The following is a 25,190-nucleotide window of genomic DNA, read 5'->3' as shown; positions in this document are numbered from 1 at the left end:
TTAGAATAGTGATATGCATAGGAGGAATGTATATGTCTATTCATCTTATTTATTTTAGTGGTACAGGAAGTACTCAGGAAGTTGTACGATTTATAGGAAAACAATGGGATAAACCTATACAGGAATATGATTTATCAAGAACGGATTTTTCAACACATGAATTTTCACATGAAGATTTATGTATTGTAGGTGTCCCATCATATGGTGGAAGAGTTCCATCTATTGCTGTAGAACGATTAAAATTATTGAAAGGAAATCAGACACCTGTTATTCTCGTTGTGACTTATGGAAATAGACATTATGATGATACATTTATAGAATTAAAAGATACTTTAGATGAATTAGGATTTATTTGTGAAGGTGCAATGGCTGTTGTTTGTGAACATTCTATTGTCCACGATTATGCGAAAGGAAGACCTAATCAGGAAGATTATCAACATATTCAAAAGTTAATAGAAACTTTAAAAAACAATCTTCACCCTATTGAAGTTCCAGGACATAGACCTTATAAGGAATTCCATGGAGGACTCAAACCAAAAGCAACTTCTCAGTGTACAAAATGTGGATTATGTGCTAAACTTTGTCCTGTAGAAGCCATTGATTGTCATCATTTACAAGTCACTGATGAAACAAAATGCATTTCATGTATGCGTTGTGTTTCAATTTGTCCAACACATGCAAGGGTTTGTGATTTACAGCAAGTTGAAGCAACACGTCAAAAAATTCAAAAAGTTTGTACTTTGTATAAGCAAAGTGAATTGATAGGAGGTTAATCATGTTAAAGGCGATATTCATTGATCATATGGGAACATTGGTATATGACACAAGTGAATGGTTAACAAAATTATTAGATGAATGTGTAGAAAATTCAAATGAAAAAGATCCACAAAAACTAGGAGAAATGTGGTATCAAAAACATGATGAATTAGTTATGCATTATAATGGAAAAGATTATAAAAATGAGTATGAAATAGCTTTTGAAGCATTTGAAAGTATTAAAGATCAAATAGGTTTACAGGGAGATAGTCAGCATTATTGTGATTTACTTGTACAACATTGGATTCATACACCAGCATATGATGATTCTTATGATTTTTTTGAACAATGTCCTTTACCTATATATATTATTACGAATAATGATTTACAGTATGTAGAAGAAAATATGAAAAATTTGGAATTAAAACCAAAAGGTATTATTTCCAGTGAAACAACACATTATTATAAACCTGCCAAAGAAATGTTTGAAAAAGCACTAGAAATAACAAAATTAAAAGCAAGCGAAGCGGTTTATATAGGAGATAGTTACAACAAAGATATGCAATCAGCGAAAAGTGTTGGAATGCGTGCTTTCCTGATTGGACATAAAGACATTGAAGATCCAGATATTACATGTATTGATTCTTTGTTAGATGTTTTTGAGTATTTATAGTCCTTTTTAAGGACTTTTTTCTTTATTCTCACTTTGTGTCGTATCCTTTTTTATGTGAAAATGTTACGATATAACAAAGGAGGATGAAGCGTATGAATCAAAAAAAGATTGGAAGCTTTATTAAAGAATTGCGTCAAAGTCATTCTTTAACTCAAGAAGAATTAGCTCAAATATTAGGTGTCAATCATAGAACTGTATCACGTTGAGAAAATGGCAAGAATATGCCTGATTATGATGTCATTATTGATATGGCAAAATATTTTCAAGTGAATGTGGATGAAATTTTAAATGGTGAAAGACAATTCACTCAACAAAAATCTAGATTTTTAAAAAAAAAATATGCAATTATGAATAACATGAATTATCATGTCGTGAACTTTGTTTTTAATATTGTCAGTATTTTGATGATTATCTTTGCTTATAATCAAGGATGGTATGGTCAAGTTACTGAAGATTTCTTGTATATCCTTTTAGAATTTGAAAAATCAATCTTCTTTGATCCTGTTGATATATTTTTTGTGATTGTGATACTTTTATTGCTGATAAAACATATCAAGACACATTTTCAATATATGCAGGAAACAATAGCTATTAATCTTATAATATATAATATGATTTTTATACCTATTATCATTGCTTTATCAGGGTTTATCTATTTTCTTGTTTTCTATGTCTATGAAAGTGCCTGGTTAATTGCTTTTGTGAATATATTTTTGAATACGTTTTTATTTCATTGGTTATATGTCACGAGGTTTCATAATGAAGTTGATAGAATATGGACTTATCAAAAAAAGTCATGAGAGCATTGAAGGTCAATTCTTTGATAGACTTTTCGCATCAATCAAAATAATTTGATTATTTTTTGACATGTTTTTTTCATCTTTTGTTCGTTTTGTTGAGTGGGATATGAGAAAAATGATAAAATGAACCAGCGATGAAGGAGGAAGAATTTATGTCAATAAAAGTTATTATTATGGATGTGGATGGGACACTTTCTAATAGTCAAAAAGTGATTACACCTAAAACAAAAGAAGCTTTAATTAAAGCAGAAGAAGCAGGGGCTATTTTGATTTTAGCTTCAGGAAGACCTACATCAGGATTAAGAGATTTTGCAAGAGAATTAAAGATGGATCAACATCATGGATTATTGGTTTGTTATAATGGGTCTAAAGTTGTGGATTGTGAAACAGATGAAGTCTTATTTAATCAGGCTTTAAGTGTAGAAGAAGCTAAAGCTGTTTTGGAACATATGAAAAAATTTGATCGTGTACGCCCTATGATTGATAAAGGGGAATACATGTATGTAACAAATGTTTATGATAATATGATTCAATGGAATGGAAAACCATTTAATGTCATGGAATATGAATCACGTGGTGGAAAATATAAATTATGTGAAGTTGATGATTTAGCTGAATTTGTTGATTTCCCACTTAACAAGATTTTAACAACATCTGATCCAGAATATTTACAGGCACATTATAAAGAAATGGAAGCACCTTTTAAAGATACTTTAAGCTGTATGTTTACTGGTGATTTCTATTTTGAATTTACAGCAAAAGGAATTGATAAAGCCAAAGCACTTGATTCAGTTTTAAAACCAATGGGTTATACACAAGATGAAATGATTGCTTTTGGTGATGGACATAATGATGCATCTATGGTGAAATATGCTGGAACAGGAGTTGCTATGGCTAATGCTGTTCAGGATTTAAAAGATATTGCTGATGATATTACATTATCTAATGATGAAGATGGAATTGCTGAATCATTATATAAATACATGCCTGAAATAAAATAAAATTGTGAAATTGAAAAATATCAATTATAATGTTCATGAGGTGATTCTTATGAACATTTTTAATAAATTAGACCAAATTATTGATTTAACAGATAATGAAAAAGTATTAGTTGCATATATGAAACAACATACAGATGATTTTATGAAATATAATGCTACACAAATAGCTGAAAAATGTTATGTATCTATATCAACTATTTATCGACTCTGTCATAAATTAGGAATCACAGGATTATCCGATTTAAAATTACAGGTTTCTGCATCTATTGAAGATTATTTAAAAGAATCTGAAGATTTTGATTATAATTATCCAATTAAGCAAAATGAAACACAATATCAGATTGCACATAAACTTAAAGATGTTTATAAACAAACAGTGACATCAACTTTAAATCTTTTAGACTTAGAACAGCTTCGTTTATCAGCAAGTCTATTAAAAAAAGCTCAAATGATTGATATTTATACTTCAGCTGGAAATATCTTCTTTGCTGAGAATTTTAAATTTCAGATGCAGGAGATTGGGGTTTTGGTCAATGTTCCCATTGAAGATTATCAGCAGAATTTATCAGCTGTCAGTAGTGATAAAAATCATGTGGCGATTGTCATTTCGTTTGGTGGGAGAGGAACTTCCAGTGAACATATTGCACAAATGTTAAAGAAAAACAAGACACCGATGATCTTGATTACATCTACTTTAGAAAATCCTTTAGAAAAGTATGCTCAGCATATTTTATATATGAGTTCATATGAAGATCACTATAATAAGATTTCATCTTTTGCAACACGTTTATCATTATTGTATTTACTTGATTGTCTTTATACTTGTTATTTTAGATTGGATTATCAAAACAACATTGATAAGAAATTGTATTACTATGAAACAATGACAAAACATGATTGAAAGAAGGTCATTTATGAATATTTTTGCTAAAATAAAAAATGAACATCATTTCACAGAAGGAGAAAAGATTTTTGCTGAATATATTTTAAATCATCCCCGTGATATTGTGCAGTGTGATGTACAAGATATTGCAAAAAAGAGTTATGTTTCTGTTTCGACAATTTATAGAGTTGTTGAAAAATTAGGTTTATCAGGATTCAATCAGTTAAAAGTACAAGTATCTTTACAACTAGACAATTATTCTCATAAAGACAAAGAAGTTGACTATAATTATCCTTTTCAAAAACATGATACTCATCATCAGATTATGGAAAAGATGTCTTCTTTATATGACCAGACAATTCGTTCTACAATTGAACTTATTGATCTCAAGGTTTTTTTAAAAGTCATACAGGCATTATATAATGCGAACCATATTATTATTTTTTCATCTATTGGTAATTACTTTATGGCAGAATGCTTTCAACAGAATATGCTGGAATTAGGTTTACGTATTGATGTTGCGAAAGAAAGATATTATCAGCATTGGTATGCGTATTCTTGTCAAAAAGGTGATGTTGTGATGCTGATCAGTTATGCTGGAAGGACACCTCATATGAATGAGATAGTTCAGATTTTAAAAGAAAAAGGTGTGACAATGATTTTGATTTCATCTACTATTGAAATACCTTTTGCTAAGGATGTTGATTATCATTTGTATTTTTCACCCTATGAAGATTCTGAAGAAAAAATAGCATCTTTTTCATCCCGCATATCTTTACAATATTTATTGGATTGTATATATGCCAGTTATTTTAATAGGGATTATGAAAAAAATCTGGAAAGTCGTTTGAAACATTATACAGACTAAAAAGAAACTTTCACAAAAGTGAGAGTTTCTTTTTTGGTTATTATTCTTCTAATGCTTTTAAAGCAGTGTTTAAAACATTTTTTCCATTCATTAATCCATAGTCACGCATGTCAATCACAAGAACAGGAATTTGATCTTGAACAGTTTCCTTGAATTTACCAATCACATGTCTGACTTGAGGTCCTAACAAAATAATATCCCAATCTTACCATGACTTTTCTGCCTGTAGCACAGGCATAGCTTCAATCATAACTTCAATTCCAATTTCTTTAGCATATTTTTGCATATTAGAAACAAGCAAACTTGTTGACATTCCTGCGTTGCAGGCTAATAGTATCTTTTTCATAGTTTTTTACTCCTTTACTTCATCATTTCTAAAACATGATTCAAAACCTTTTGACCATCCATCATACCATAATCACGCATATCAATGACTTCAACTGGTTTCTCTGGGAAACGTGATTTGATATGAGAAAGTTGAAAACGAACTTGAGGTCCTAATAAAATGACATCAGCATCTTGCCCATAGCTTTCAACCTCACCAACAGGATGTGCTTCAATGTGAACATTGATTTGTTTTTCTTTGGCATAGTCTAACATTCTTGTCACAAGTAAACTTGTAGACATACCAGCAGAGCAGACTAATAATATATTCATGATGTTATATGTCCTCCTTCAATAAATAGGAATCTATGATAGATATAATGTGGTTGTAATTATGACAGGCATAATCTGTAGTCGGAATTGTAATAATAGGTTTGTCGATCAATTGTAATAATTGTGGTTTGTAATAATGAACTTGAGGTGTTAATAAAACAAGTTCATAATTTGATGATTTATTTGCCAAGGTGTGAATATCACATGCTTCAATATGTACATTCATATGTTGCTTTTTAAAATTTTCTTCTAACTTTTCAGCAAATAAAGAAGATGTTAAACCACAACTACAACAAATGAGGATGTTCTTTTTTTGAATTGTCAGAGATTTGAGATATATAAGAAAGTCTTTTAAAATTTAACGCTCTGATTAAAATTTAAGAATAAGAAATGTATATAGTATACAACATCCCCATTACTTGTATCATTGATTGTTTCTTCAATGACACCATTATCATAGAAAGAAATTTCAATATGATATTGTTTATATATCGTGGTTAAAGAATGGGCCCATTCATTCTTTGAATCTATAAAACCGTTAGGTAAATGATGTTTTAACCACTGATAAAGGATTTCATATTGACATTCAGATAAAAAATGATCCATCTTGCTCACCTCACTATATCTATCATCACTTATGATTATAGATAAAAAAAGAAGAGATGGTATAACTTGATATTGAAAAGAAATATTTTTCTCATAAAAAAGAATCATTATACTTTTGATTATGAAAATTATTTTTCAAAGTTCATTCACTTTGATAATCTTTGTTTATTTCTAAAAGATTTAAAGAATTTGTAATGAAGAATGAAAGGTTTTATGATAACCTATATATATAAAAATCATAAAAAAGCAGTTTCATCATGAAAGAATTACGTTTAAAGAAGGCCATAGCAGTGGTTCATAGAGAAGGAAAGGGTGTGGTTATAAAAAATAGAATATAAGAAGTGAATAATGAATGAAAATACCTGATCCAAAAGCTTTATTTGCGAATGAATATTTAACATCTTGTTTTATTAAAAATGTTGTGAAAGCAAGTCATGTTGAAATTGGTGAATATACTTACTATGATGATGAAGATGCGATTCATTATGAAAAAAATAATATTTTATTTAATTATCCTGAATTTGGCGATCATCTGATTATTGGGAAATTTTGTTCGATTGCTTCTGGAACACAATTTATTATGGGTTCAGCCAATCATCGTATCAATAGTGTGTCGACATATCCATTTGCTGTGATGGGTGGTGAATGGGCAAAACGAGTTCCTGATCATTTATCCCAGTTACCATTTAAAGGAGATACAGTCATTGGCAATGATGTCTGGTTTGGGCGACATTGTGTCATTATGCCAGGCGTACATATTGGTGATGGCGCTATTATTGGAGCACATAGTGTTGTGACAAAAGATGTCGAGCCTTATACTATTGTTGGTGGTAATCCAGCGCGATTCATTAGAAAAAGATTTGATGATGAATTGATTGAACTTTTATTACAGTGGAAATGGTGGGATCTCCCTCCAGAGCAATTAGTAGATGCTTTGCCGATTTTATGCAATTCAGACTTAGATGAAGTTAAGAAGCAGATTCAATCATTTTAAAAAGATATGGGGAGAATATAAGTCATTAAGCGTATGTGAAAAACATATGCTTTTTTTCATGGATATGCTAAGATAAAAGGGAAAGAAGGTTATTTATGAAAGAGAATAAATATGATGATGAAGTCTTTTTTGAAAAATATAGTCAAATGTATCGTTCTATTTACGGACTTCAAGGAGCTGGTGAGTGGCATGAATTTGAAAAGCTACTGCCAGATTTTCAAGGAAAAAGAGTTTTAGATTTAGGCTGTGGATATGGGTGGCATTGTCAATATGCGATGGAACATCATGCGCAATATGTTTTGGGTGTTGATATTTCTAAACGTATGCTAGAAACGGCCAAACAAAAGCATGCACATCCTCAAATAGAATATCGTCAAATCGCTATGGAAGATTTAACATTAGAACCTGATAGTTTTGATGTGGTTTTCAGTTCATTGGCATTACATTATGTCAAAGATTATGAACAATTGGTTCAACATATTGCCAATTGGTTAACAAAGGGTGGAAATTTTGTGTTTTCAGTCGAGCATCCTGTTTTCACATCTTATGGAAATCAGGATTGGTATTACGATGAAAATGGGAATATTTTACATTTTCCAGTTGATCGTTATTTTTATGAAGGACAACGTGAAGCTGTCTTTTTACAAGAAAAAGTGGTGAAATATCATCGTACTTTGACGACATATCTTGAAACGCTCATGAAACATGGCTTCATGATTCAACATGTTGTTGAACCTCAACCACCTTTAGAAATGATGAATATGGATGGTATGAAAGATGAAATGCGTAGACCTATGATGTTGCTGATTGCGGTACAAAAGGTGTAAATGATGAAACTGGGAATTGTAGGAAGTGGTATGATTGTGGGTGAATTTCTTTCCTTTATTCATGAAATCAAAGATATTCAGCTCATTTATATTTCAGGAACTCAAAGAAGTGAGGAAAAGCTAAAACAGATTGTAGAACAATATGGTTTTGAACGTTATTCTACAAATTATGAACAATTATTAAATGATCACCATGTCGATACTATCTATATCGCATTACCCAATCATTTGCATTTTGAATTTGCTAAAAAGGCTTTGCAACATCATAAACATGTTATTATAGAAAAACCAATGACATCGACTTATCAGGAAGCATTATTTCTTCAAAAAATCGCCATGGAAAACCATTTGTTTTTATGGGAAGCTATTACAAATCAATATTTACCTCATTATCAATATATAAAAGATCATCTTCATGAAATAGGAAATATCAAGATTGTACAATGTCATTTCTGTCAGTACTCATCACGCTATCAAAAATTTCTTGAAGGAGATATTTTGCCGGTATTTGATTATACCAAATCAGGTGGCGCATTGATGGATATCAATATTTATAATATTCATTTTGTTGTGGGATTATTTGGAGAACCACAGGATATCCATTATTATCCTTGTATTGAACATCATATTGATACATCGGGTGTTCTTGTCTTACAATATCCACATTTTCAATGTGTATGTATTGGGGCGAAAGATTGTCAATCGCCTTCATTCAATACCATTCAAGGAGAAAAAGGATATTTTTATGTGGATACACCATCAAGTTTTATCAAGACTGTTGAATGGGTTAATCATGATGGAACAAGCATACGAACAGATCATCAACATCAACATGTTATGTATGCTGAAATGCAGGCATTTGTAGATATGTATCAAAATCAAGATTATCAAAGATGTTATGAGATGTTGAAACATAGCTTAACAGTTTGTAAAGTTCAAACTATAGCCAGAAGAAAAGCTGGAATTCTTTTTCCAGCTGATCAAGTGTCATCATTATGAAAGACTGGCAAGTGCTTCTTCTAAAACTTTCTTTGCATTGAATTGAACAAAATCTTCATCACTGATCAAAATAACAGGAGTTCCAGCTTTGGCAAGATCCTCAAATTTAGATACGGAGCTTTTTAGCTGTGGTGTAACAAGAATTAAATCTGCTTGTTCAATAGAATATTCAATCATTGTTTCTGCAGTTGCCCAAATGATAACTTCCATATCTTTTTTAGAAGCTTCATCTTTTAAGGCAGAGGCAAACATATTAGAAGTCACACCTGCTTTACAACATAATAAAATTTTCATAAGTTTTTCTCCTTTCTATGTTTCTTTATAATTCTATTTTATCATATTGTTATAAAAAGTGAAAAAACTTCAATCAAATCAAAAAAACTCTTGACTGTAGAGTGACTCCATAGTGTTCAATATAAGTAGAAAGAAGGGAAATAATATGAAAACAAGTGATTTAGAAAGAGAATTAGGGCTAAGTAAACATACCATTCGTTATTATGAAAAAGAAGGTTTTATTACTCCTCAAAGAGATGATAATGGTTATCGTAACTATAGTGATGAAGATTTACAGGTCTTAAAATTAATTAAATTTTTAAGAGGATTAAATATTTCTATTGATGATGTTAAAGCTATTGTTAATGGACATTTAGATTTTCATGAATGTTTAAGAGTCAATCAGATTCATTTGGATAATCAAATAGAAAATATGAAAGAAATTAAAAAAACGATTGATAACTATCATGATAAAGATTTACCATTAATTCCAGCTTTACAGGATATTGAAGAAACCTCACATCATTGGAAGTTAGGTATTCAAAAAACAACCAATACTGTATCGTTAGGAAGAAAGCTAACAAAGGCATGGGCTAAAAGACAAATTATTTATGAAGTATTAGGTTCATTATTTTTGACAGGAACAGTCATGATCTGGTTAAGACTTGTTATAGAACAGTCTTGGATATGGTGGACTCTTTTTGCTTTAATGTTTATCACTTTAACCATTGTGTCGATTGGAGTGGCTAATCGTGCAACAGGCCCATCCATGATGTTAGATAACTCTTTAGACCAGTCTGTAGAATTTTTAAGAGATGGTATTCGCTATTATGAATTTAAAGGAATGATGGATAATTTAAAATATTTCTTTGCAGTGTTGACGGGTAAAGATGAAAAGATTATGCATTATTATCGTTATGAAGATATTGAAAAAGTCAATGTTTATGCAAATCGTAAATATATGAATGCCATGGGAGCAAGCCTTGTTGCCTATGAAGTCTATGTTCCTGATTTTGAGTTTTTCTTTAAAGATGGGACAAGATTCTACTTTTTCTGGCCGATGATTTTAGATGATGATGCCAGATATATTGCGACTATCTTAGAAGCAAAAGTGGCTCATATCAATGATAAAAATCATGTTCTATATGCTATGAAACATGGTATTAATTTAACAGATTATATGATAAAGCAGAGTTAATTCTCTGTTTTATTTTTTCACATATTTATATGATAATCCTTTTCATAATCTGACGTACAATGATGATTGGGTGATGTTATGGACTTGAAAGATGAATTGAATGATCATAAGACTTTTTGGAAAATAATGCAGCCTTATCGACAGGCTATTAAAGTCATGAAAATGAAGTTAGAAAGTATTGATGATGAATTGAAGTGTGAAAATGGATATAGTCCCATTCATAATATTCAATCACGTATTAAATCTCCTGAAAGCATCATAGACAAACTGCAACGAAAGCAATATCCTTTAGAAAGACAATCTTTAGAAAAGTTAAATGATATTGCTGGTTTAAGAGTTATTTGTCATTATATTAATGATATTCAATATATTTCTCAATTATTAATCATGCATGATGATATTATATTAGTAAAGAAAATGAATTATATTGATTATCCTAAAGATACAGGTTATCGCTCTTTGCATCTTGTATTAGAGGTACCTGTTTATTTGAAATCTGGAAAAATGAAGCTTCTAGTCGAAATTCAAATGCGAACAATTGCAATGGATTTTTGGGCCAGTTTAGAACATGAAATTTTATATAAAAACAAAGATCAGGTATCACAGGATATTTGTGAAGAACTCCAACAATGTGCCAGTTGTATGGCATTAACGGATTTACAAATGCAAAAAATATATCAGAAAGTACATAAAAAAGATGGGTAGCCCCCATCTTATTTCTTTGGTAATTTAAATGAACTTTTTAAAGAGACAATTCTATTAAAGACAAGATGATCATCAGTAGAATCTTTTGTGTCAACACAGAAATATCCATTTCTTACAAACTGGAATGAATCTCCAGGTTTTGCATCTTCAATAGCTGGTTCAATATAACAGTTTTCAACAACTGTTAATGAATTTGGATTTAAATTGACACTTCCATCTTCATTGTAAACACCTTTTTCTTCATCCACAAGATTTTCATATAATCTGGCAGTGACTTTCTTTGCGAAAGGTACTGGTACCCAATGAATTGTTCCTTTGACTTTACGACCTGTAAAGCCAGTTCCATTTTTTGTGATTGGATCATAAGTACAATGTACAACAGTCACTTTTCCATTTTCATCTTTTTCATAACTTACACATTTAACAAAGTAAGCATTCATTAAACGGACTTCATTACCTGGGAATAAACGGAAATATTTTTTAGGTGGTTCTTCCATAAAGTCATCTCTATCTATCCATAACTCTCTGCAGAATGGAATTTGTTTTACACCTAATTCAGGATTTTCCATATTCACTTGCGCATCTAAGTATTCAACCTGATCTTCTGGGTAGTTGTCAATCACAAGCTTAATAGGATCTAAAACAGCCATAACACGAGGTGCTTTTGGTTTTAAATCATCACGAATACAATATTCAAGCATTGCATAATCAACTGATGAATTGCTTTTTGCGACACCAACTAAATCCATGAAATTCTTTAATGATTCAGGTGTAAATCCTCTTCTTCTTAAAGCAGCAATGGTAACTAATCGTGGATCATCCCATCCATCAACAATACCCTGATCAACTAAACGTTTAATATAACGTTTTCCAGTAATGACATTTGTTAAATAAAGTTTTGCAAATTCAATTTGTTTTGGTGGTTCAGGATATTCAAGTTCTTGGACAACCCAATCATATAAAGGACGGTGATCTTCAAATTCAAGTGTACAGATAGAATGAGTGATATGTTCAATCGCATCTTCAATAGGATGAGCAAAATCATACATTGGATAAATACACCATTGATCACCAGTGTTATGATGTGTCATTCTGGCAATTCTATAAATAATCGGATCACGCATATTGATATTTGGTGAAGCCATATCAATTTTAGCACGTAAGACTTTGCTTCCATCTTCAAATTCACCATTTTTCATTCTTTCAAACAAATCAAGGTTTTCTTCAATACTACGATCGCGATAAGGTGAATTTTTTCCTGGTTCTGTTAATGTTCCACGGTATTCTTTGATTTGTTCGGCTGTTAAATCACAAACATAGGCTTTTCCTTTTTTGATTAACTTCACTGCAGCTTCATACATATCTTCAAAATAATCAGAAGCAAACTTGATTTCACCATCATAATGAGCACCTAACCATTCCACATCTTTAACAATAGAGTCAACGAATTCAGTCTTTTCTTTTGTTGGATTTGTATCATCGAAACGAAGATTAAAAGTTCCGTTATATTTTTTAGCGAGTCCATAATTTAATAAGATAGACTTCGCATGTCCAATATGTAAATATCCATTAGGTTCAGGTGGAAAACGTGTAGCAACTTTTGTATATGTTCCTTCCTCTAAATCTTTATCTATAATTCTTTCAATAAAATTTTTACTTATAACTTCTTTATTATCCATGTGTCCAACCTTCCTTGTTTCAATATATGCTTTAGTTTACCATATTTTTTGAAAATATAAAACAGTTTCATAAGATATAGTTTTGTATATTCATCTTATTTGTGCTAGAATAGGGCAGAAAGGGTGATGTGTATGATGAGAATTGGACAATCTATTGATATTCATCAGTTAGTAGAAGGTAGACCACTTATCTTAGGTGGTGTGGAAATTCCTTACGAAAAAGGTTTAAAAGGACATAGCGATGCGGATGTTTTGCTTCATGCGATTATTGAAAGTATTATTGGTGCCATGGGACTTGGTGATATTGGAAAGCATTTTCCAGATACAGACCCAAAATACAAAGGGATTTCATCCATGTTATTATTAGAATATACGTATCAGATGATGAAAAAAGAAGGTTACCAGATTGGAAATATTGATAGCTTAATTTTGTGTGAAGAACCTAAGATGGCTCCACATATTGCCAAGATGAAAGACAATGTTGCTCGTGTTCTTCATTGTGACATCACACAAGTTAATATTAAAGCCACAAGAGGCGAAAAGATGGGCTTTGTTGGAAGAAAAGAAGGTATTGTTGCCCAGAGTGTTGTATTATTAAATAAGGAAGGATAGAGAAAATGAGTAAAGTACGTACAAGATTTGCCCCAAGTCCAACAGGTTATATGCATATTGGGAATTTAAGAACAGCTTTGTATGAATATTTGATTGCAAAACATGATGGTGGGGATTTCATTTTAAGAATTGAAGATACTGACCAGCAAAGAGAAGTTGCTGGGGCAGTTGATATGATTTATGATGTTCTTGATAAGACAGGTTTACATTATGATGAAGGACCAGATAAACCAGGAGATGTAGGACCTTATATTCAATCACAAAGATTAGCTATTTATAAAGAATATGCTGATAAATTAGTAGAATTAGGTGGTGCACATTATTGTTTCTGTGATGAAGAAACAATTGAAGAAGCGAAAAAAGAAAATGCTGATCATGAAGAATTAGGATATATCGATCCATGTAAATCATTATCTTTAGAAGAAGCAAAACAAAGAATTGCTAATGGTGAAAAATATGTTGTCAGACAAACAATTCCAAGTACAGGAGTCACTTCTTTTGATGATGAAGTTTATGGACATATTGAAGTTGAAAATGCGGGATTATCTGAAGGTGTATTGTTAAAGAGTGATGGATATCCAACATATAATTTTGCTAATATTGTTGATGATCATTTAATGAATATTACACATGTTGTTAGAGGAAATGAATATTTATCTTCTACACCTAAATATAATTTGATATATCAGGCATTTGGATGGGAACCACCAGTTTATATTCACTGTCCACCTGTGATGAAAGATGAAACACATAAATTAAGTAAGCGTAATGGGGATGCTTCTTATCAGGATTTAATTTCAAAAGGATATTTAAGTGAAGCTATTTTAAATTATATTGCATTGTTAGGATGGTCACCAAAAGAAGAAAAAGAATTGTTTACATTGGATGAATTGATTCAATCATTTAGTGTTGATCGTATCTCTAAATCAGGGGCTATTTTTGATAACGATAAATTAAAATGGATGAATAGCCAATATTTAAAAGAAAAAACTTTAGATGAATTGGTTGATTTGTGTTTACCATTCTTACAAAAGGCTTATGATTTATCTGATAAGAGTGATGAATGGATCAGACAGTTAATTGATGTTCATCGTGATCATATCAGTTATGGTGAAGAAATTGTTGAACAGGTTGCATTATTCTTTGAAGATGACATGCAGATCAATGAAGAAGCTCAAGAATTTATGCAGGATGAATCTATTCCAAATACATTAGCAGTGTTTAAATCACATTTAGAACAATTGTCAGATGAAGAATTTGATGCAGATCATATCTTTGCATGTATTAAAGCAACACAAAAAGAAGCGAAAGCAAAAGGAAAGATGTTATATATGCCAATTCGTATTGCAACGACTGGTATTATGCATGGACCAGATTTAACAAAATCAATTGCTTTGCTTGGAAAAACAAAAGTTTTATCAAGATTAGAAGGGTAATCCCTTCTTTTTTCAAAAGAAAAAGCATTAGACACAAAAATTTCATATTTTAGTGATATAATATTTAATAGGGGGTGTATACTATGCAGAATAAAATTATTGTTTCAATTTTAAGCTTTTTTATTCTTGTTGATACAATATTAATTTATTTAGCATTAACAATTTCCCCAATTAAATTAAAAAGAAATGTTTTTACATTTCAATATGGACAAGTTATTCCTACAGAGGTTAGTGAATATGTCAATGCGAATCATTCAGTCTTAAAAAATGTGAAATTAGATTTATCACATGTTTCAAAGGAAGTTGGAACATATCAGGCATCTATTACTTATTTTAATGAAACACAATATTTTGAGATTGTGGTAGAAGATACAATTAAACCTAAGTTTCAATTAAAGAAAGTAGAATGGCATGTTCAGTTAGGTGAAACACTTCAAGCTGAAGACTTGATTGAAAATGTTGAAGACCATTCACTTACAAAGGTTTATTTCTATGATGAAAAAAGTGGTAAAAAGAGTGAAACAAAATCTTTTGAAATTGAAGGAACACAGATTGAACGTATCATTGTAGAAGATCAGCATGGCAACCAGTCAAGTTCTTTAAGAGTCAAGGTTGTTGTAGAAAAAAATGCTATTGCACCAACAATTAAAGGTATTGAAAACCTTGAAATTCATGTTGGAGAGAGTGTGGATTTATATGATGGTGTTTATGCGACAGATGATATTGAAGGAGATATTACATCACGTCTGATTGTCGATGGACATGTTGATAATCAGGTACCAGGAATCTATGAGATTATGTATACGGTTAGTGATAAAGATGGAAATACGACACAAGTCGTAAGAACAATTACAGTTATAGAGGTAGAAGATGATAACTAATATTTATGTATTAATTTGTGCAGTTATATTTATATATATTCAGTTTATACAACATGATGATAAATGGAGTTGTGCATTAAAATTAGGAGGATTTTATCCTCCTTATATTCAAGAACGTCATCAATATTGGCGTTTTATAACATGTCACTTTATACATGCAGAATTCTTTCACTTTTTAATGAATGCATATGCATTATATCAGGTAGGACATTTTCTAGAGGCTTGTCTAGGAACAGTTCCTTACTTGTATCTGGTTATTATATCCATGATATTAAGTTCATTATTAAGTTATAGTGCATCACAAATTTCATCACGTTATTATCAGACTTTAACGATTGGAGCCAGTGGTGTTGTTTTTGGATTTTTTGGAGCCATCATTGCTTTAGGATATATTTTAGGTGGTCCGTTTATGAGTGTATTAAATGATTTTGCATTTGTGATTATTATCAATCTGATTTATACATTCATGGATAGACGTATTTCTAAAACAGGTCATATTGGTGGACTTATTGGTGGTATTGTCGCTATGGTTTTGATTTTGGCACTACATATTGTATGAGAGTGATTGTTGATGGCGATGCTGCCATGTATAAAAATGACATTTATCAATTGACATTAGACTATCAAATAGAGATGTTTGTGTATTTAGATTATGCCCATTTATTAAAGGATGCCCCTTATCCTGTTATAGAATGTGAAATTGGTAAAGATAGTGTTGATATGCGTATTTTATCTGATTTGAAAAAAGGGGATTTACTCATTACTCAAGACTATGGGTTGGCAGCCCTGGCATTAGGAAAAGGCGCTTATGTTTTACATGTCTCAGGGCTAAAAATCACATCACAGAATATTGATGAGCTTTTATTAAGACGTTATATTGGGGCTCATCAAAGAAAAAGTCATAAGCATATCAAAGGTCCATCTAAACCAACAAAAGAAAGTAAGGATTATTTTTTAAAACAGTTAGAAACTATTTTGAGTATTTCGTTAAAAAGGTGATAATGTTTCATTCATTTGATGATAAAACATAGTCACTATAGATTGATTATTAATGACGTAGTTGATTAAGTATTTTGATTTAAGTGATGATTCGCTTTGATATAATGAACTCACTATATAGTATTTAATTGTAGAGAGGTATCGAAGATGTGTAAGTAATAAATCATTTCTTTGTATTGAAATAAAAAATATTTTTATTGAATGATTAATTTTTTGAATACGACTTAAAAGCGTCCATTTGGACGCTTTTTGGTCTTCTTATAGGAATTTGTTTTCGTCTGCGTTTATTGGATAAAGAACTCTATTTAATAGAATATTTAAAAGTTCCAGTTCAAGTTATACCCCATTTAACAGAAGAGATTTTATTATCTTCGTTTTATAATGATATAAAGGAAAATTTTAAACTTAAGATTGTTGGTGCTAATCGTAAGATTAGGGCTGATTTACCAAACAACTTGGAAGTCGAATACTTAAAATGTACACCAACAACACCTATGCTTGAAGTACAACAAGTAACGTATTTAAATAATGGACTCCTTTTGAATATGTTCGTTCACGTCATACGTATGGTAAAAGGTCTGTCCTTGTTCATAGTCTTTATAATGTTGATTAAATGAATTGTGTTTTGTTTTCTGCCCATTCAAAAATTGTTTTGATTTGAGGTGGAAGATCATTATGAGATGATAGTATTTGTTTTTTGAGTTGAAGGACTTCTTCAGGTTGATTATGAATATAAGCGACATAAAGAGAAACAATCAAAGTTAATGTTTTGATATTTTCTCTTTGGTGTAAACGAGGATGACTTTGATAAAGAGTTTGAAACTTTGTATAAGCATCCTCAAACTTTTCAAGATCCTGTAGCATTGCTAAGTGAGCAATGCAATGTTCATAGTAATAAAGTTTTGTGAGGATAGGAAGTCTTTTGGCATTTTGTTTCCATATAAGTAAAAAATCATAAGCTTCCTGAGGATAACCCAATCTTCCCAATGCTGATGAAACATTCATAAGTGTATTGTAACTCAAGATTGCTTTTTGAAAGACAGGGATACAACAAAGATGATAAGTCATCTGTATATAGAGTTGACAATCCTGATATAAATAGGACTGATAATATGTTTTTTCAATATGCGTATAGATGTATGCATATACAAATACAATTATCAACAAACAGACTATAAACAACAAGAAAATCATGTTTATCGGCTGATTAAAGAGAATACGCATAATAATATAATAAGAAAAAACAATAACCATAATATTTAAACAGAAATAATAGACTAATAAGGCGAAGATACGTTTTTGAGCGTATATTGTAGCGTAAGATAAAGATTGCAAATGTTGAATATCTGGATGTTTGGCAAGAAAGTTTTCTAACCAGTCATGAATAGCTGGTATTTTTTTATTTTGAGAAAAATACATGATCCATTGTATCAATATGATACTTATAAAAACGATTGTATAGATTATACGAAAGATAGGTGTATAAGTATAAACATTAATACGCAAGAAGAAAAAGAGAAATATAAAGAATGATAGTATTGTGAGAATAATCATCTGATTTCTTAATTTGTTTTTGAGATTCATTTTTATCCCCTCCTGATAGTCATTATACCATAAATATGCTTATAAAATATGTGATTATCTTGGAAAATAGAATATAGACAAATGATACAAAATTTTATAAGATAGTAAAAAAACAGGAGGTTATGATGAAATATAAATTAATCGCATTAGATTTAGATGGGACTTTAAAGAATTCTGATAATCAAATCACTGCTAAAACAAAAGAAGCTTTAATCGAAGTTCAAAAACAGGGAGTTAAGATTGTTTTGGCTTCAGGTAGACCAACAGCAGGACTTAGACATGAAGCTAAAGAATTATTGTTGGATAAATTTGGTGGATATTTACTTTCTTTTAATGGTGCCAGAGTGGGAACTGTACAGAATCAGGAAACAGTATATGAACAAACATTATCTATTGAAGAAGCTAAAAAGGTGTATACACAAGCTAAACAATACAACTTAGCTTGTATGACATATAAAAATGATAGTATCTATACAGAAGATATTGACGATGAGTATGTTTGCATTGAAGCAAAAATTAATGATATAAGAAAATATCAGGTTTCATCTTTTATTGATATATTAGAAAATCCTATACATAAAGTTTTATTAACGGGAACACCAGAATATATTGCTTCTATTGAAGAAGAATTTAAAAAGCCTTTTGGAAATGAATTAAGTATTTATCGTAGTGCACCATTCTTTTTAGAAGTGATGGCCAAAAATATAGATAAAGCAGCTTCTCTTGATCGTTTAGCTAAGAGTTTAGGCATTAAACAAGAGGAGGTCATAGCTTTTGGAGATGGCTATAACGATTTAAGTATGATTGAATATGCAGGACTTGGCGTTGCGATGGAAAATGCAGTTGAAGAAGTGAAACAACGTGCAAAAGTCGTAACGAAATCAAATAATGAAGATGGTATTGCATATGTTTTATCACAAATCTATGAAGGAGTTGAATACTAATGTTACCTAAAGATCCAGCCATGCTTTTAAGTTTTATCAATATGAAACTGAGAGATCAATATGATTCATTAGAATCATTATGTGATGATTTGGATGTTTCACAGGATGAAGTTATCCAAACATTACAAAAGATTGATTACATCTACGATGAACAATTAAATCAATTTAAATAAAAAAGCCTCTACAAATATGAGAAGAATTTTGTTATTTGAGTGTTCTAATAACGAGATTCATTTCATATTATAGAGGTTTATTTTTTTAAAAAAATACTCTTTTTATAACAAACGTCATTTGAAATACATTTGTGATGATAAGGTTTACTGATAATTGTGTTTTTTTATAGGAATTAAACTAATTTTAGATTGGAAATAAGTATAGTATCTTATTCATATGACTTTTTATATCAGAAAAATCTTTATAAAATATTAACATGTCATGAAAGGTGTGTTATCGTAAAGGTATGGTTTATCAACTATACCTTTTATTGTCATGGAGGTGATCAAATGATTTATTTTACAAGTGATTTACATTTAGGACATCAAAATGCTCTGCGTTTATGCAATAGACCATTTCAAGATGTTGATGAGATGAATAGAACATTGATACAAAACTGGAATCAGTTTGTAAAAAAGAATGATTTTATCTATATCTTAGGAGATTTAACAATGAAATTGTCTTTAGATGAAGCTAATCAGATCATTTCAAAGTTAAATGGAAGAAAAATATTAGTAAAAGGGAATCATGATAAAAAGTATGATGAATGTTTGTTTGAAGAAGTCTGTGATTATAAAGAACTAAAGTATCAAAAGAAATTTCTTGTTTTATCACATTATCCTTTTTTAGAGTGGAATCATTCCTTTAGAGGTTCTATTCATTTACATGGACATCAACATAATGATAGGAGTTATAATTTAAAAATGAGAGAAGAAGGTATTTATAGATATGATGTTGGTGTGGATGCGCATGAATATAGACCTGTAAGTATTGATGAAATTTTTAATTTCTTTCATATATAAATTTGTATTTAACTAAATCATAAGTATAGTATTTATGAATATGAAAAAAATCAATTCAAATCTATAATGAGTTATGTTATAATGTTGAAAATATATGAAAGAGAGGGAGATTCAATATGTTAGATTTAAAGCATTTTCAAGAAGCCAAAAAGAGAGTTGATGAAGTCATTATTCCTACTCCCTTAATATATAGTGAAGCTTTTTCAAAGGAATGTAAAAATCAGGTTTATATTAAACCTGAGAACTTACAGAGAACAGGTGCTTTTAAAATAAGAGGGGCTTATAATAAGATTGTCAAAATGGATGATGAAGCGAAAGCTAAAGGTTTAATTGCTTCTTCAGCTGGAAATCATGCGCAAGGAGTGGCATATGCAGCTTCTAAGTTAGGTGTCAAGGCCACAATTGTAATGCCTCAACATACACCATTAATTAAAGTAGAAGCAACAGAAGCACATGGGGCTGAGGTTGTTTTGGCTGGTGAAGTTTATGATGAAGCCTATCAGAAAGCTTGTGATTTACAAAAGGAACATGGATATACTTTTGTACATCCATTTAATGATGAAGATGTCATTGAAGGGCAAGGAACAATTGCATTAGAAATTCTTGATGAATTGCCTGAAGCAGATATTATCTTAGTGCCAATTGGTGGTGGTGGATTGATTTCAGGGATCGCCTGTGCTGCCAAACAAATCAAGCCAACAATCAAGATTATTGGAGTAGAACCAGAAGGTGCTGCCAGTGCTTTAGCGGCTATTAACGAAGATCAGGTTGTGGCTTTAAAAGAAGCCAATACAATTGCGGATGGAACAGCCGTTAAAGAAATTGGTGATATGACTTTTGATTATATTAAAGAATATGTGGATGGTATTATTACGGTTTCTGATTATGAATTGATGGATGCGTTCTTGTTGCTTGTGGAAAAACATAAACTGGTTGCTGAAAATTCAGGTATTTTATCTCTTGCAGCATTAAAGAAATTAAATGAAAAGAATAAAAAAGTGGTATCTTTGATTAGTGGTGGAAATATTGATGTTTTAACAATTTCTTCAATGATTAATAAAGGATTGATTGCTAGAGGTCGTGTCTTTACATTTACTGTACAGTTATTAGATAAACCTGGTGAACTTGAATATGTATCTCATGTTTTAGCTCAATGTAATGCGAATGTTATTGGTGTGGAACATAACCAGTTTAAGAACTTTGCACGTTTCTCTGAAGTGGAATTACGTGTCACTTGTGAAACCAATGGAGAAAAGCATATACAAAGAATTATAGATACATTTGCCAAAGAGGGATATGAAATCACAAGAATAAATTGATAATATATTATCTTTTTGATTATTATTTATCATTTTCTTGAATGTATAAATACAAAAATATATACTTATTAAGGATAAGGAAAGGAATGAGAAAAATGATGGATTTTGGTTTAAAAACAACGAATCAAATAGCTGTTTCTCCAGAGTCTTCTTTTTCTTATTTTTTATATTTGTTATAGGACATATCATTTGATTTGATATGTCTTTTTTATGGGTAAGGAGGAAAAGATATGCCAAAAAGAGAAGATGTAAACACAGTATTAGTTATTGGTTCAGGACCTATTATTATTGGTCAGGCTTGTGAATTTGACTATTCAGGAACACAGGCATGTAAAGCATTGAGAAGTTTAGGATACAAGATTGTCTTAGTCAATTCTAATCCAGCGACAATCATGACAGATCCAGAAACTGCTGATGTGACTTATATTGAACCATTGAATTTAAAAAGATTAACACAAATCATTGAAAAAGAAAGACCAGATGCCTTATTGCCTAACTTAGGTGGACAATCAGCATTAAACTTATGTGCTGAATTACATAATGCCGGAGTCTTAGATAAATACAATGTCAAAGTTCTAGGTGTGCAGGTTGATGCGATTGAACGTGGTGAAGACCGTTTAGAATTCAAAAAAGCCATGAATGAACTTGGTATTGATATGGCAAGAAGTGAAATTGCGAATACAGTTGATGAAGCTTTAGCGATTGCTGATAAATTAGGTTATCCTGTTGTTGTGAGACCTGCTTATACAATGGGTGGTGCCGGAGGAGGACTTGTTTATAATGTTGAAGAATTAAAAACAGTTGTTTCTCGTGGTTTACAGGCAAGTCTTGTTCATGAATGTTTGATTGAAGAATCTATTCTTGGATGGGAAGAATTAGAAGTAGAAGTTGTCAGAGATGCTAAAAACAATATGATTACTGTATGTTTTATTGAAAACATTGATCCATTAGGTGTGCATACTGGAGATTCTTTCTGTAGTGCGCCAATGTTGACAATTTCTCAAGATGTTCAAGATCGTTTAAAAGATCAGGCTTTTAGAATTGTAGAATCAATTGGTGTTATTGGTGGAACAAACGTTCAGTTTGCACATGATCCAAAAACAGATAGAATTGTTGTTATTGAAATCAACCCAAGAACTTCACGTTCTAGTGCTTTGGCTTCAAAAGCAACAGGTTTCCCTATTGCCCTTGTTTCAGCTATGTTAGCTGCTGGTTTAACTTTAGATGAAATTCCATGTGGAAAATATGGAACTTTAGATAAATATGTACCAGATGGTGACTATGTTGTTATTAAATTTGCAAGATGGGCTTTTGAAAAATTCAAAGGTGCACAAGATAAACTAGGAACACAGATGAAAGCTGTTGGGGAAGTTATGAGTATTGGTAAGACTTATAAAGAAGCTTTCCAAAAAGCGATTCGTTCTCTTGAAATTGGTCAATATGGTTTAGGATATGCAAAGAATTTCAATGAATTAACAAAAGAACAATTATTAGAAAAATTAACAGTTCCTACAAGTCAAAGACAATTCATCATGTACGAAGCTTTAAGAAAAGGAGCAACTGTTGAAGAATTATATGAATTAACAAGTATTAAACATTACTTCATTGAACAAATGAAAGAATTAGTTGATGAAGAAGAAATGTTAAAATCATATGCTGGAAAACAGTTGCCAGTAGATGTTTTAAGACAAGCTAAACAAGATGGTTTCTCAGATAAATATTTAAGCCAGATTTTAAATGTTTCTGAAGATAGTATCAGAAATGAAAGAATTGAAAATGGTATTACTCAAGCTTGGGAACCAGTTCATGTTAGTGCTACAAAAGATAGTGCATATTACTATTCTACATATAATGCCAAAGATCATAGTGATATTCATCATGATAAGAAAAAGATTATGATTTTAGGTGGAGGACCAAACAGAATTGGTCAAGGTATTGAATTTGACTATTGCTGTGTTCATGCTTCACTTGCTTTAAAGAAATTAGGATTTGAAACAATTATTGTCAACTGTAATCCAGAAACAGTCTCTACTGATTATGATACTTCTGATAAATTATATTTTGAACCATTAACATTAGAAGATGTTTTAAGTATTCATGATAAGGAAAAACCAGTTGGTGTGATTGCTCAATTTGGTGGACAGACACCATTAAACTTAGCTTCTCAGTTAAAAGCAAATGGTGTGCATATTTTAGGAACAACACCTGAAACAATTGATATGGCAGAAGATAGAGATTTATTCAATGAAATGATGGAAAAATTAGAAATTCCTATGCCAGAATCAGGAATGGCTGTCAATGTTGAAGAAGCTTTAGAAATCGCTAAAAGAATTGGTTATCCATTAATGGTAAGACCTTCTTATGTCTTAGGTGGACGTGGAATGGAAGTTGTTTATGATGATGACAGCTTAAAACAATATATGGCTGCGGCTGTTGGTGTGACACCAGATCGTCCAATCTTAATTGACAGATTCTTAAATAATGCAATGGAATGTGAAGCAGATGCTATTAGTGATGGAACAAATGTTTTCGTTCCAGCTGTTATGGAACATATTGAATTAGCTGGTATTCACTCTGGAGATTCAGCATGTATCTTACCTTCTAAACATATTCCAATGAGACATTTAGAAACAATCAAAGAATATACAAAGAAAATCGCGAAAGAAATGAATGTTCGTGGACTTATGAACATGCAATATGCGATTGCTGATGATAAAGTTTATGTTCTTGAAGCCAACCCAAGAGCTTCACGTACAGTACCTTTAGTATCAAAAGTATGTAATGTTAATATGGTGAAGATTGCAACTGATATTGTGACAATGGAATTAACTGGTAGAGAATCACCAGTACCAAAATTAACTGAAAAGAAAATTCCACATGTAGGTGTTAAACAAGCTGTATTCCCATTCAATATGTTCCCAGAAGTTGACCCAATCTTAGGACCAGAAATGAGATCAACAGGGGAAGTATTAGGATTAGGAAGTTCATTTGGAGCAGCTATCTATAAAGCTGAAGAAGCGACACAAACAATCTTACCAACTGAAGGAAAAGTATTAATCAGTGTTAATGATTTAGATAAACCACAAGTTGTCTCTCTTGCAAAAGGATATTACGATGCAGGATTTACAATTGTAGCAACAGGAAATACATACGCTTTAATTCAAGAAGCAGGTGTACCAGTTGAAAAAATTAAGAAATTAAATGAAGGACGTCCAAACATTACAGATGCCCTTACAAATGGTGAACTTGCTATGGTGATCAATACACCTCATGGTAAACAAAGTGCTCATGATGATAGCTATATCAGAAAAACAGCTATTAAGATGAGAATTCCATATATGACAAACATTGCTGCTGCAAAAGCTGCATTAGAAGGAATTATGGAAATGAAGATTCATGGTAGCCATGCAGTGAAATCTTTACAAGAATATCACCGTGAAATTCAATAAAATCAATGAGAGAATGGAGTTATCTATTCTC

The 25,190-nt window shown here is 31.0% G+C and carries 29 protein-coding genes and 1 pseudogene; 23 read left to right on the top strand and 7 right to left on the bottom strand.

Going from position 1 to position 25,190, the window contains the following annotated elements; all coding sequences use genetic code 11:
• Positions 1-32: 32 nt before the first annotated feature.
• The 7 genes from E0K96_RS02860 to E0K96_RS02830 all read left to right on the top strand — a co-directional run bounded on the left by E0K96_RS02860 (position 33) and on the right by E0K96_RS02830 (position 4,981).
• Complete coding sequence (locus tag E0K96_RS02860; protein WP_168081031.1) at positions 33-773, top strand: EFR1 family ferrodoxin; 741 nt, start codon at positions 33-35, stop codon at positions 771-773.
• A gap of 2 nt (positions 774-775) precedes the next feature.
• Positions 776-1,429, top strand: a complete 654-nt coding sequence (locus E0K96_RS02855) for an HAD family hydrolase (protein WP_087245316.1) — start codon at positions 776-778, stop codon at positions 1,427-1,429.
• Positions 1,430-1,521: 92 nt separating this feature from the next.
• Positions 1,522-1,635 (top strand): helix-turn-helix transcriptional regulator, encoded by a 114-nt coding sequence (locus E0K96_RS02850; RefSeq protein ID WP_165352215.1) that lies wholly within the window; start codon positions 1,522-1,524, stop codon positions 1,633-1,635.
• Between the two features lie 15 nt (positions 1,636-1,650).
• Entirely contained in the window at positions 1,651-2,229 is a 579-nt protein-coding gene (locus E0K96_RS02845) for a hypothetical protein (protein WP_168081029.1), read from the top strand.
• 152 nt (positions 2,230-2,381) lie between these two features.
• Positions 2,382-3,230 carry a Cof-type HAD-IIB family hydrolase gene (locus E0K96_RS02840; protein WP_087304995.1) on the top strand — a complete coding sequence of 283 codons (849 nt, stop codon included), beginning with the start codon at positions 2,382-2,384 and terminating at the stop codon, positions 3,228-3,230.
• 49 nt (positions 3,231-3,279) lie between these two features.
• On the top strand, positions 3,280-4,131 hold the full coding sequence (locus E0K96_RS02835) for a MurR/RpiR family transcriptional regulator (RefSeq protein ID WP_168081027.1): 852 nt from the start codon (positions 3,280-3,282) through the stop codon (positions 4,129-4,131).
• A gap of 13 nt (positions 4,132-4,144) precedes the next feature.
• Positions 4,145-4,981 (top strand): MurR/RpiR family transcriptional regulator, encoded by an 837-nt coding sequence (locus E0K96_RS02830; protein WP_168081025.1) that lies wholly within the window; start codon positions 4,145-4,147, stop codon positions 4,979-4,981.
• Between the two features lie 40 nt (positions 4,982-5,021).
• Here E0K96_RS02830 and E0K96_RS02825 read toward each other — a convergent pair.
• The 4 genes and pseudogenes from E0K96_RS02825 to E0K96_RS02810 all read right to left on the bottom strand — a co-directional run bounded on the left by E0K96_RS02825 (position 5,022) and on the right by E0K96_RS02810 (position 6,244).
• Positions 5,022-5,327, bottom strand: a pseudogene (locus tag E0K96_RS02825) (PTS sugar transporter subunit IIB).
• Between the two features lie 14 nt (positions 5,328-5,341).
• Positions 5,342-5,638: a PTS sugar transporter subunit IIB gene (locus tag E0K96_RS02820; protein ID WP_087304998.1), complete on the bottom strand. Its 297-nt coding sequence runs from the start codon at positions 5,636-5,638 to the stop codon at positions 5,342-5,344.
• A gap of 4 nt (positions 5,639-5,642) precedes the next feature.
• The gene (locus E0K96_RS02815) at positions 5,643-5,936 is read right to left on the bottom strand and encodes a PTS sugar transporter subunit IIB (protein WP_370519868.1); all 294 of its coding nucleotides are present in this window, start codon (positions 5,934-5,936) and stop codon (positions 5,643-5,645) included.
• A gap of 53 nt (positions 5,937-5,989) precedes the next feature.
• Positions 5,990-6,244, bottom strand: a complete 255-nt coding sequence (locus tag E0K96_RS02810) for a hypothetical protein (protein ID WP_168081023.1) — start codon at positions 6,242-6,244, stop codon at positions 5,990-5,992.
• Between the two features lie 352 nt (positions 6,245-6,596).
• On the opposite strand from E0K96_RS02810, the gene E0K96_RS12290 reads away from it, so the two are divergent.
• The 3 genes from E0K96_RS12290 (at position 6,597) to E0K96_RS02795 (ending at position 9,064) form a co-directional block, all read left to right on the top strand.
• Positions 6,597-7,238: a CatB-related O-acetyltransferase gene (locus tag E0K96_RS12290; RefSeq protein WP_168081021.1), complete on the top strand. Its 642-nt coding sequence runs from the start codon at positions 6,597-6,599 to the stop codon at positions 7,236-7,238.
• A gap of 95 nt (positions 7,239-7,333) precedes the next feature.
• The gene (locus E0K96_RS02800; RefSeq protein ID WP_087245338.1) at positions 7,334-8,065 is read left to right on the top strand and encodes a class I SAM-dependent methyltransferase; all 732 of its coding nucleotides are present in this window, start codon (positions 7,334-7,336) and stop codon (positions 8,063-8,065) included.
• 3 nt (positions 8,066-8,068) lie between these two features.
• Positions 8,069-9,064, top strand: a complete 996-nt coding sequence (locus E0K96_RS02795) for a Gfo/Idh/MocA family protein (protein ID WP_168081019.1) — start codon at positions 8,069-8,071, stop codon at positions 9,062-9,064.
• Here the strand turns inward: E0K96_RS02795 and E0K96_RS02790 are convergent.
• Positions 9,059-9,358 (bottom strand): PTS sugar transporter subunit IIB, encoded by a 300-nt coding sequence (locus E0K96_RS02790; protein WP_087245342.1) that lies wholly within the window; start codon positions 9,356-9,358, stop codon positions 9,059-9,061. The two genes, E0K96_RS02795 and E0K96_RS02790, sit on opposite strands and share 6 nt — an antisense overlap.
• A 145-nt stretch (positions 9,359-9,503) precedes the next feature.
• Between E0K96_RS02790 and E0K96_RS02785 the strand changes: the two genes are divergently transcribed.
• Both E0K96_RS02785 and E0K96_RS02780 read left to right on the top strand, forming a co-directional pair.
• Positions 9,504-10,535: a MerR family transcriptional regulator gene (locus E0K96_RS02785; protein WP_168081017.1), complete on the top strand. Its 1,032-nt coding sequence runs from the start codon at positions 9,504-9,506 to the stop codon at positions 10,533-10,535.
• Positions 10,536-10,613: 78 nt separating this feature from the next.
• Positions 10,614-11,240 carry a GTP pyrophosphokinase gene (locus E0K96_RS02780; RefSeq protein WP_168081015.1) on the top strand — a complete coding sequence of 209 codons (627 nt, stop codon included), beginning with the start codon at positions 10,614-10,616 and terminating at the stop codon, positions 11,238-11,240.
• Positions 11,241-11,248: 8 nt separating this feature from the next.
• Here E0K96_RS02780 and E0K96_RS02775 read toward each other — a convergent pair whose 3' ends face one another.
• A complete protein-coding gene (locus tag E0K96_RS02775; protein WP_168081013.1) occupies positions 11,249-12,919 on the bottom strand; it encodes a glutamine--tRNA ligase/YqeY domain fusion protein in 1,671 nt (556 codons plus the stop codon).
• 132 nt (positions 12,920-13,051) lie between these two features.
• Here E0K96_RS02775 and ispF point away from each other — a divergent pair, with 132 nt between their 5' ends.
• The 6 genes from ispF to E0K96_RS12310 all read left to right on the top strand — a co-directional run bounded on the left by ispF (position 13,052) and on the right by E0K96_RS12310 (position 17,464).
• Positions 13,052-13,531, top strand: coding sequence for a 2-C-methyl-D-erythritol 2,4-cyclodiphosphate synthase (gene ispF, locus E0K96_RS02770; RefSeq protein ID WP_087244780.1), 480 nt, complete (start codon positions 13,052-13,054; stop codon positions 13,529-13,531).
• A gap of 5 nt (positions 13,532-13,536) precedes the next feature.
• Complete coding sequence (gltX, locus tag E0K96_RS02765) at positions 13,537-14,967, top strand: glutamate--tRNA ligase (RefSeq protein ID WP_168081011.1); 1,431 nt, start codon at positions 13,537-13,539, stop codon at positions 14,965-14,967.
• An 83-nt stretch (positions 14,968-15,050) separates the two neighbouring features.
• Positions 15,051-15,848: a DUF5011 domain-containing protein gene (locus tag E0K96_RS02760; RefSeq protein ID WP_168081009.1), complete on the top strand. Its 798-nt coding sequence runs from the start codon at positions 15,051-15,053 to the stop codon at positions 15,846-15,848.
• A complete protein-coding gene (locus E0K96_RS02755) occupies positions 15,838-16,407 on the top strand; it encodes a rhomboid family intramembrane serine protease (protein ID WP_129739062.1) in 570 nt (189 codons plus the stop codon). Before E0K96_RS02760 ends, E0K96_RS02755 begins: the two co-directional genes overlap by 11 nt.
• Complete coding sequence (locus E0K96_RS02750; RefSeq protein WP_168081007.1) at positions 16,404-16,847, top strand: DUF188 domain-containing protein; 444 nt, start codon at positions 16,404-16,406, stop codon at positions 16,845-16,847. Before E0K96_RS02755 ends, E0K96_RS02750 begins: the two co-directional genes overlap by 4 nt.
• Positions 16,848-17,134: 287 nt before the next feature.
• The gene (locus tag E0K96_RS12310) at positions 17,135-17,464 is read left to right on the top strand and encodes a UTRA domain-containing protein (protein WP_168081005.1); all 330 of its coding nucleotides are present in this window, start codon (positions 17,135-17,137) and stop codon (positions 17,462-17,464) included.
• On the opposite strand, the gene E0K96_RS02740 is transcribed toward E0K96_RS12310, so the two are convergent.
• Complete coding sequence (locus tag E0K96_RS02740; RefSeq protein ID WP_168081003.1) at positions 17,457-18,431, bottom strand: hypothetical protein; 975 nt, start codon at positions 18,429-18,431, stop codon at positions 17,457-17,459. The two genes, E0K96_RS12310 and E0K96_RS02740, sit on opposite strands and share 8 nt — an antisense overlap.
• Positions 18,432-18,556: 125 nt before the next feature.
• Here E0K96_RS02740 and E0K96_RS02735 point away from each other — a divergent pair, with 125 nt between their 5' ends.
• The 5 genes from E0K96_RS02735 (at position 18,557) to carB (ending at position 25,159) form a co-directional block, all read left to right on the top strand.
• The gene (locus E0K96_RS02735) at positions 18,557-19,375 is read left to right on the top strand and encodes a Cof-type HAD-IIB family hydrolase (RefSeq protein ID WP_168081001.1); all 819 of its coding nucleotides are present in this window, start codon (positions 18,557-18,559) and stop codon (positions 19,373-19,375) included.
• A complete protein-coding gene (locus E0K96_RS02730; protein ID WP_087244772.1) occupies positions 19,375-19,548 on the top strand; it encodes a DUF4250 domain-containing protein in 174 nt (57 codons plus the stop codon). Before E0K96_RS02735 ends, E0K96_RS02730 begins: the two co-directional genes overlap by 1 nt.
• Before the next feature lie 330 nt (positions 19,549-19,878).
• Positions 19,879-20,391 (top strand): metallophosphoesterase, encoded by a 513-nt coding sequence (locus tag E0K96_RS02725; RefSeq protein WP_168080999.1) that lies wholly within the window; start codon positions 19,879-19,881, stop codon positions 20,389-20,391.
• Positions 20,392-20,507: 116 nt separating this feature from the next.
• The gene (gene ilvA, locus E0K96_RS02720; RefSeq protein WP_087244770.1) at positions 20,508-21,710 is read left to right on the top strand and encodes a threonine ammonia-lyase; all 1,203 of its coding nucleotides are present in this window, start codon (positions 20,508-20,510) and stop codon (positions 21,708-21,710) included.
• A 230-nt stretch (positions 21,711-21,940) separates the two neighbouring features.
• Positions 21,941-25,159, top strand: coding sequence for a carbamoyl-phosphate synthase large subunit (gene carB / locus E0K96_RS02715; RefSeq protein WP_168080997.1), 3,219 nt, complete (start codon positions 21,941-21,943; stop codon positions 25,157-25,159).
• Positions 25,160-25,190: the final 31 nt, after the last annotated feature.

This window comes from Massilimicrobiota sp. SW1139, assembly GCF_012027715.1.
GTDB lineage: Bacteria > Bacillota_I > Bacilli_A > Erysipelotrichales > Coprobacillaceae > Allocoprobacillus > Allocoprobacillus merdigallinarum.
This window is presented reverse-complemented; position numbering and strand designations above follow the sequence as displayed.

Bases quoted from the DNA above. Each gene is read 5' to 3' on its own strand.
- ilvA (WP_087244770.1), top strand. From the start codon at position 20,508: ATGTTAGATTTAAAGCATTTTCAAGAAGCCAAAAAGAGAGTTGATGAA.
- E0K96_RS02795 (WP_168081019.1), top strand. From the start codon at position 8,069: ATGAAACTGGGAATTGTAGGAAGTGGTATGATTGTGGGTGAATTTCTT.
- E0K96_RS02855 (WP_087245316.1), top strand. From the start codon at position 776: ATGTTAAAGGCGATATTCATTGATCATATGGGAACATTGGTATATGAC.
- E0K96_RS02760 (WP_168081009.1), top strand. From the start codon at position 15,051: ATGCAGAATAAAATTATTGTTTCAATTTTAAGCTTTTTTATTCTTGTT.
- E0K96_RS02830 (WP_168081025.1), top strand. From the start codon at position 4,145: ATGAATATTTTTGCTAAAATAAAAAATGAACATCATTTCACAGAAGGA.
- E0K96_RS02755 (WP_129739062.1), top strand. From the start codon at position 15,838: ATGATAACTAATATTTATGTATTAATTTGTGCAGTTATATTTATATAT.
- E0K96_RS02800 (WP_087245338.1), top strand. From the start codon at position 7,334: ATGAAAGAGAATAAATATGATGATGAAGTCTTTTTTGAAAAATATAGT.
- E0K96_RS02725 (WP_168080999.1), top strand. From the start codon at position 19,879: ATGATTTATTTTACAAGTGATTTACATTTAGGACATCAAAATGCTCTG.
- E0K96_RS02835 (WP_168081027.1), top strand. From the start codon at position 3,280: ATGAACATTTTTAATAAATTAGACCAAATTATTGATTTAACAGATAAT.
- E0K96_RS02810 (WP_168081023.1), bottom strand. From the start codon at position 6,244: ATGGATCATTTTTTATCTGAATGTCAATATGAAATCCTTTATCAGTGG.
- E0K96_RS02850 (WP_165352215.1), top strand. From the start codon at position 1,522: ATGAATCAAAAAAAGATTGGAAGCTTTATTAAAGAATTGCGTCAAAGT.
- carB (WP_168080997.1), top strand. From the start codon at position 21,941: ATGCCAAAAAGAGAAGATGTAAACACAGTATTAGTTATTGGTTCAGGA.
- E0K96_RS02780 (WP_168081015.1), top strand. From the start codon at position 10,614: ATGGACTTGAAAGATGAATTGAATGATCATAAGACTTTTTGGAAAATA.
- E0K96_RS02785 (WP_168081017.1), top strand. From the start codon at position 9,504: ATGAAAACAAGTGATTTAGAAAGAGAATTAGGGCTAAGTAAACATACC.
- E0K96_RS02750 (WP_168081007.1), top strand. From the start codon at position 16,404: ATGAGAGTGATTGTTGATGGCGATGCTGCCATGTATAAAAATGACATT.
- E0K96_RS02735 (WP_168081001.1), top strand. From the start codon at position 18,557: ATGAAATATAAATTAATCGCATTAGATTTAGATGGGACTTTAAAGAAT.
- E0K96_RS02790 (WP_087245342.1), bottom strand. From the start codon at position 9,358: ATGAAAATTTTATTATGTTGTAAAGCAGGTGTGACTTCTAATATGTTT.
- E0K96_RS02775 (WP_168081013.1), bottom strand. From the start codon at position 12,919: ATGGATAATAAAGAAGTTATAAGTAAAAATTTTATTGAAAGAATTATA.
- E0K96_RS02845 (WP_168081029.1), top strand. From the start codon at position 1,651: ATGCCTGATTATGATGTCATTATTGATATGGCAAAATATTTTCAAGTG.
- gltX (WP_168081011.1), top strand. From the start codon at position 13,537: ATGAGTAAAGTACGTACAAGATTTGCCCCAAGTCCAACAGGTTATATG.
- E0K96_RS02820 (WP_087304998.1), bottom strand. From the start codon at position 5,638: ATGAATATATTATTAGTCTGCTCTGCTGGTATGTCTACAAGTTTACTT.
- E0K96_RS02840 (WP_087304995.1), top strand. From the start codon at position 2,382: ATGTCAATAAAAGTTATTATTATGGATGTGGATGGGACACTTTCTAAT.
- E0K96_RS02740 (WP_168081003.1), bottom strand. From the start codon at position 18,431: ATGAATCTCAAAAACAAATTAAGAAATCAGATGATTATTCTCACAATA.
- E0K96_RS12290 (WP_168081021.1), top strand. From the start codon at position 6,597: ATGAAAATACCTGATCCAAAAGCTTTATTTGCGAATGAATATTTAACA.
- ispF (WP_087244780.1), top strand. From the start codon at position 13,052: ATGATGAGAATTGGACAATCTATTGATATTCATCAGTTAGTAGAAGGT.
- E0K96_RS02860 (WP_168081031.1), top strand. From the start codon at position 33: ATGTCTATTCATCTTATTTATTTTAGTGGTACAGGAAGTACTCAGGAA.
- E0K96_RS02730 (WP_087244772.1), top strand. From the start codon at position 19,375: ATGTTACCTAAAGATCCAGCCATGCTTTTAAGTTTTATCAATATGAAA.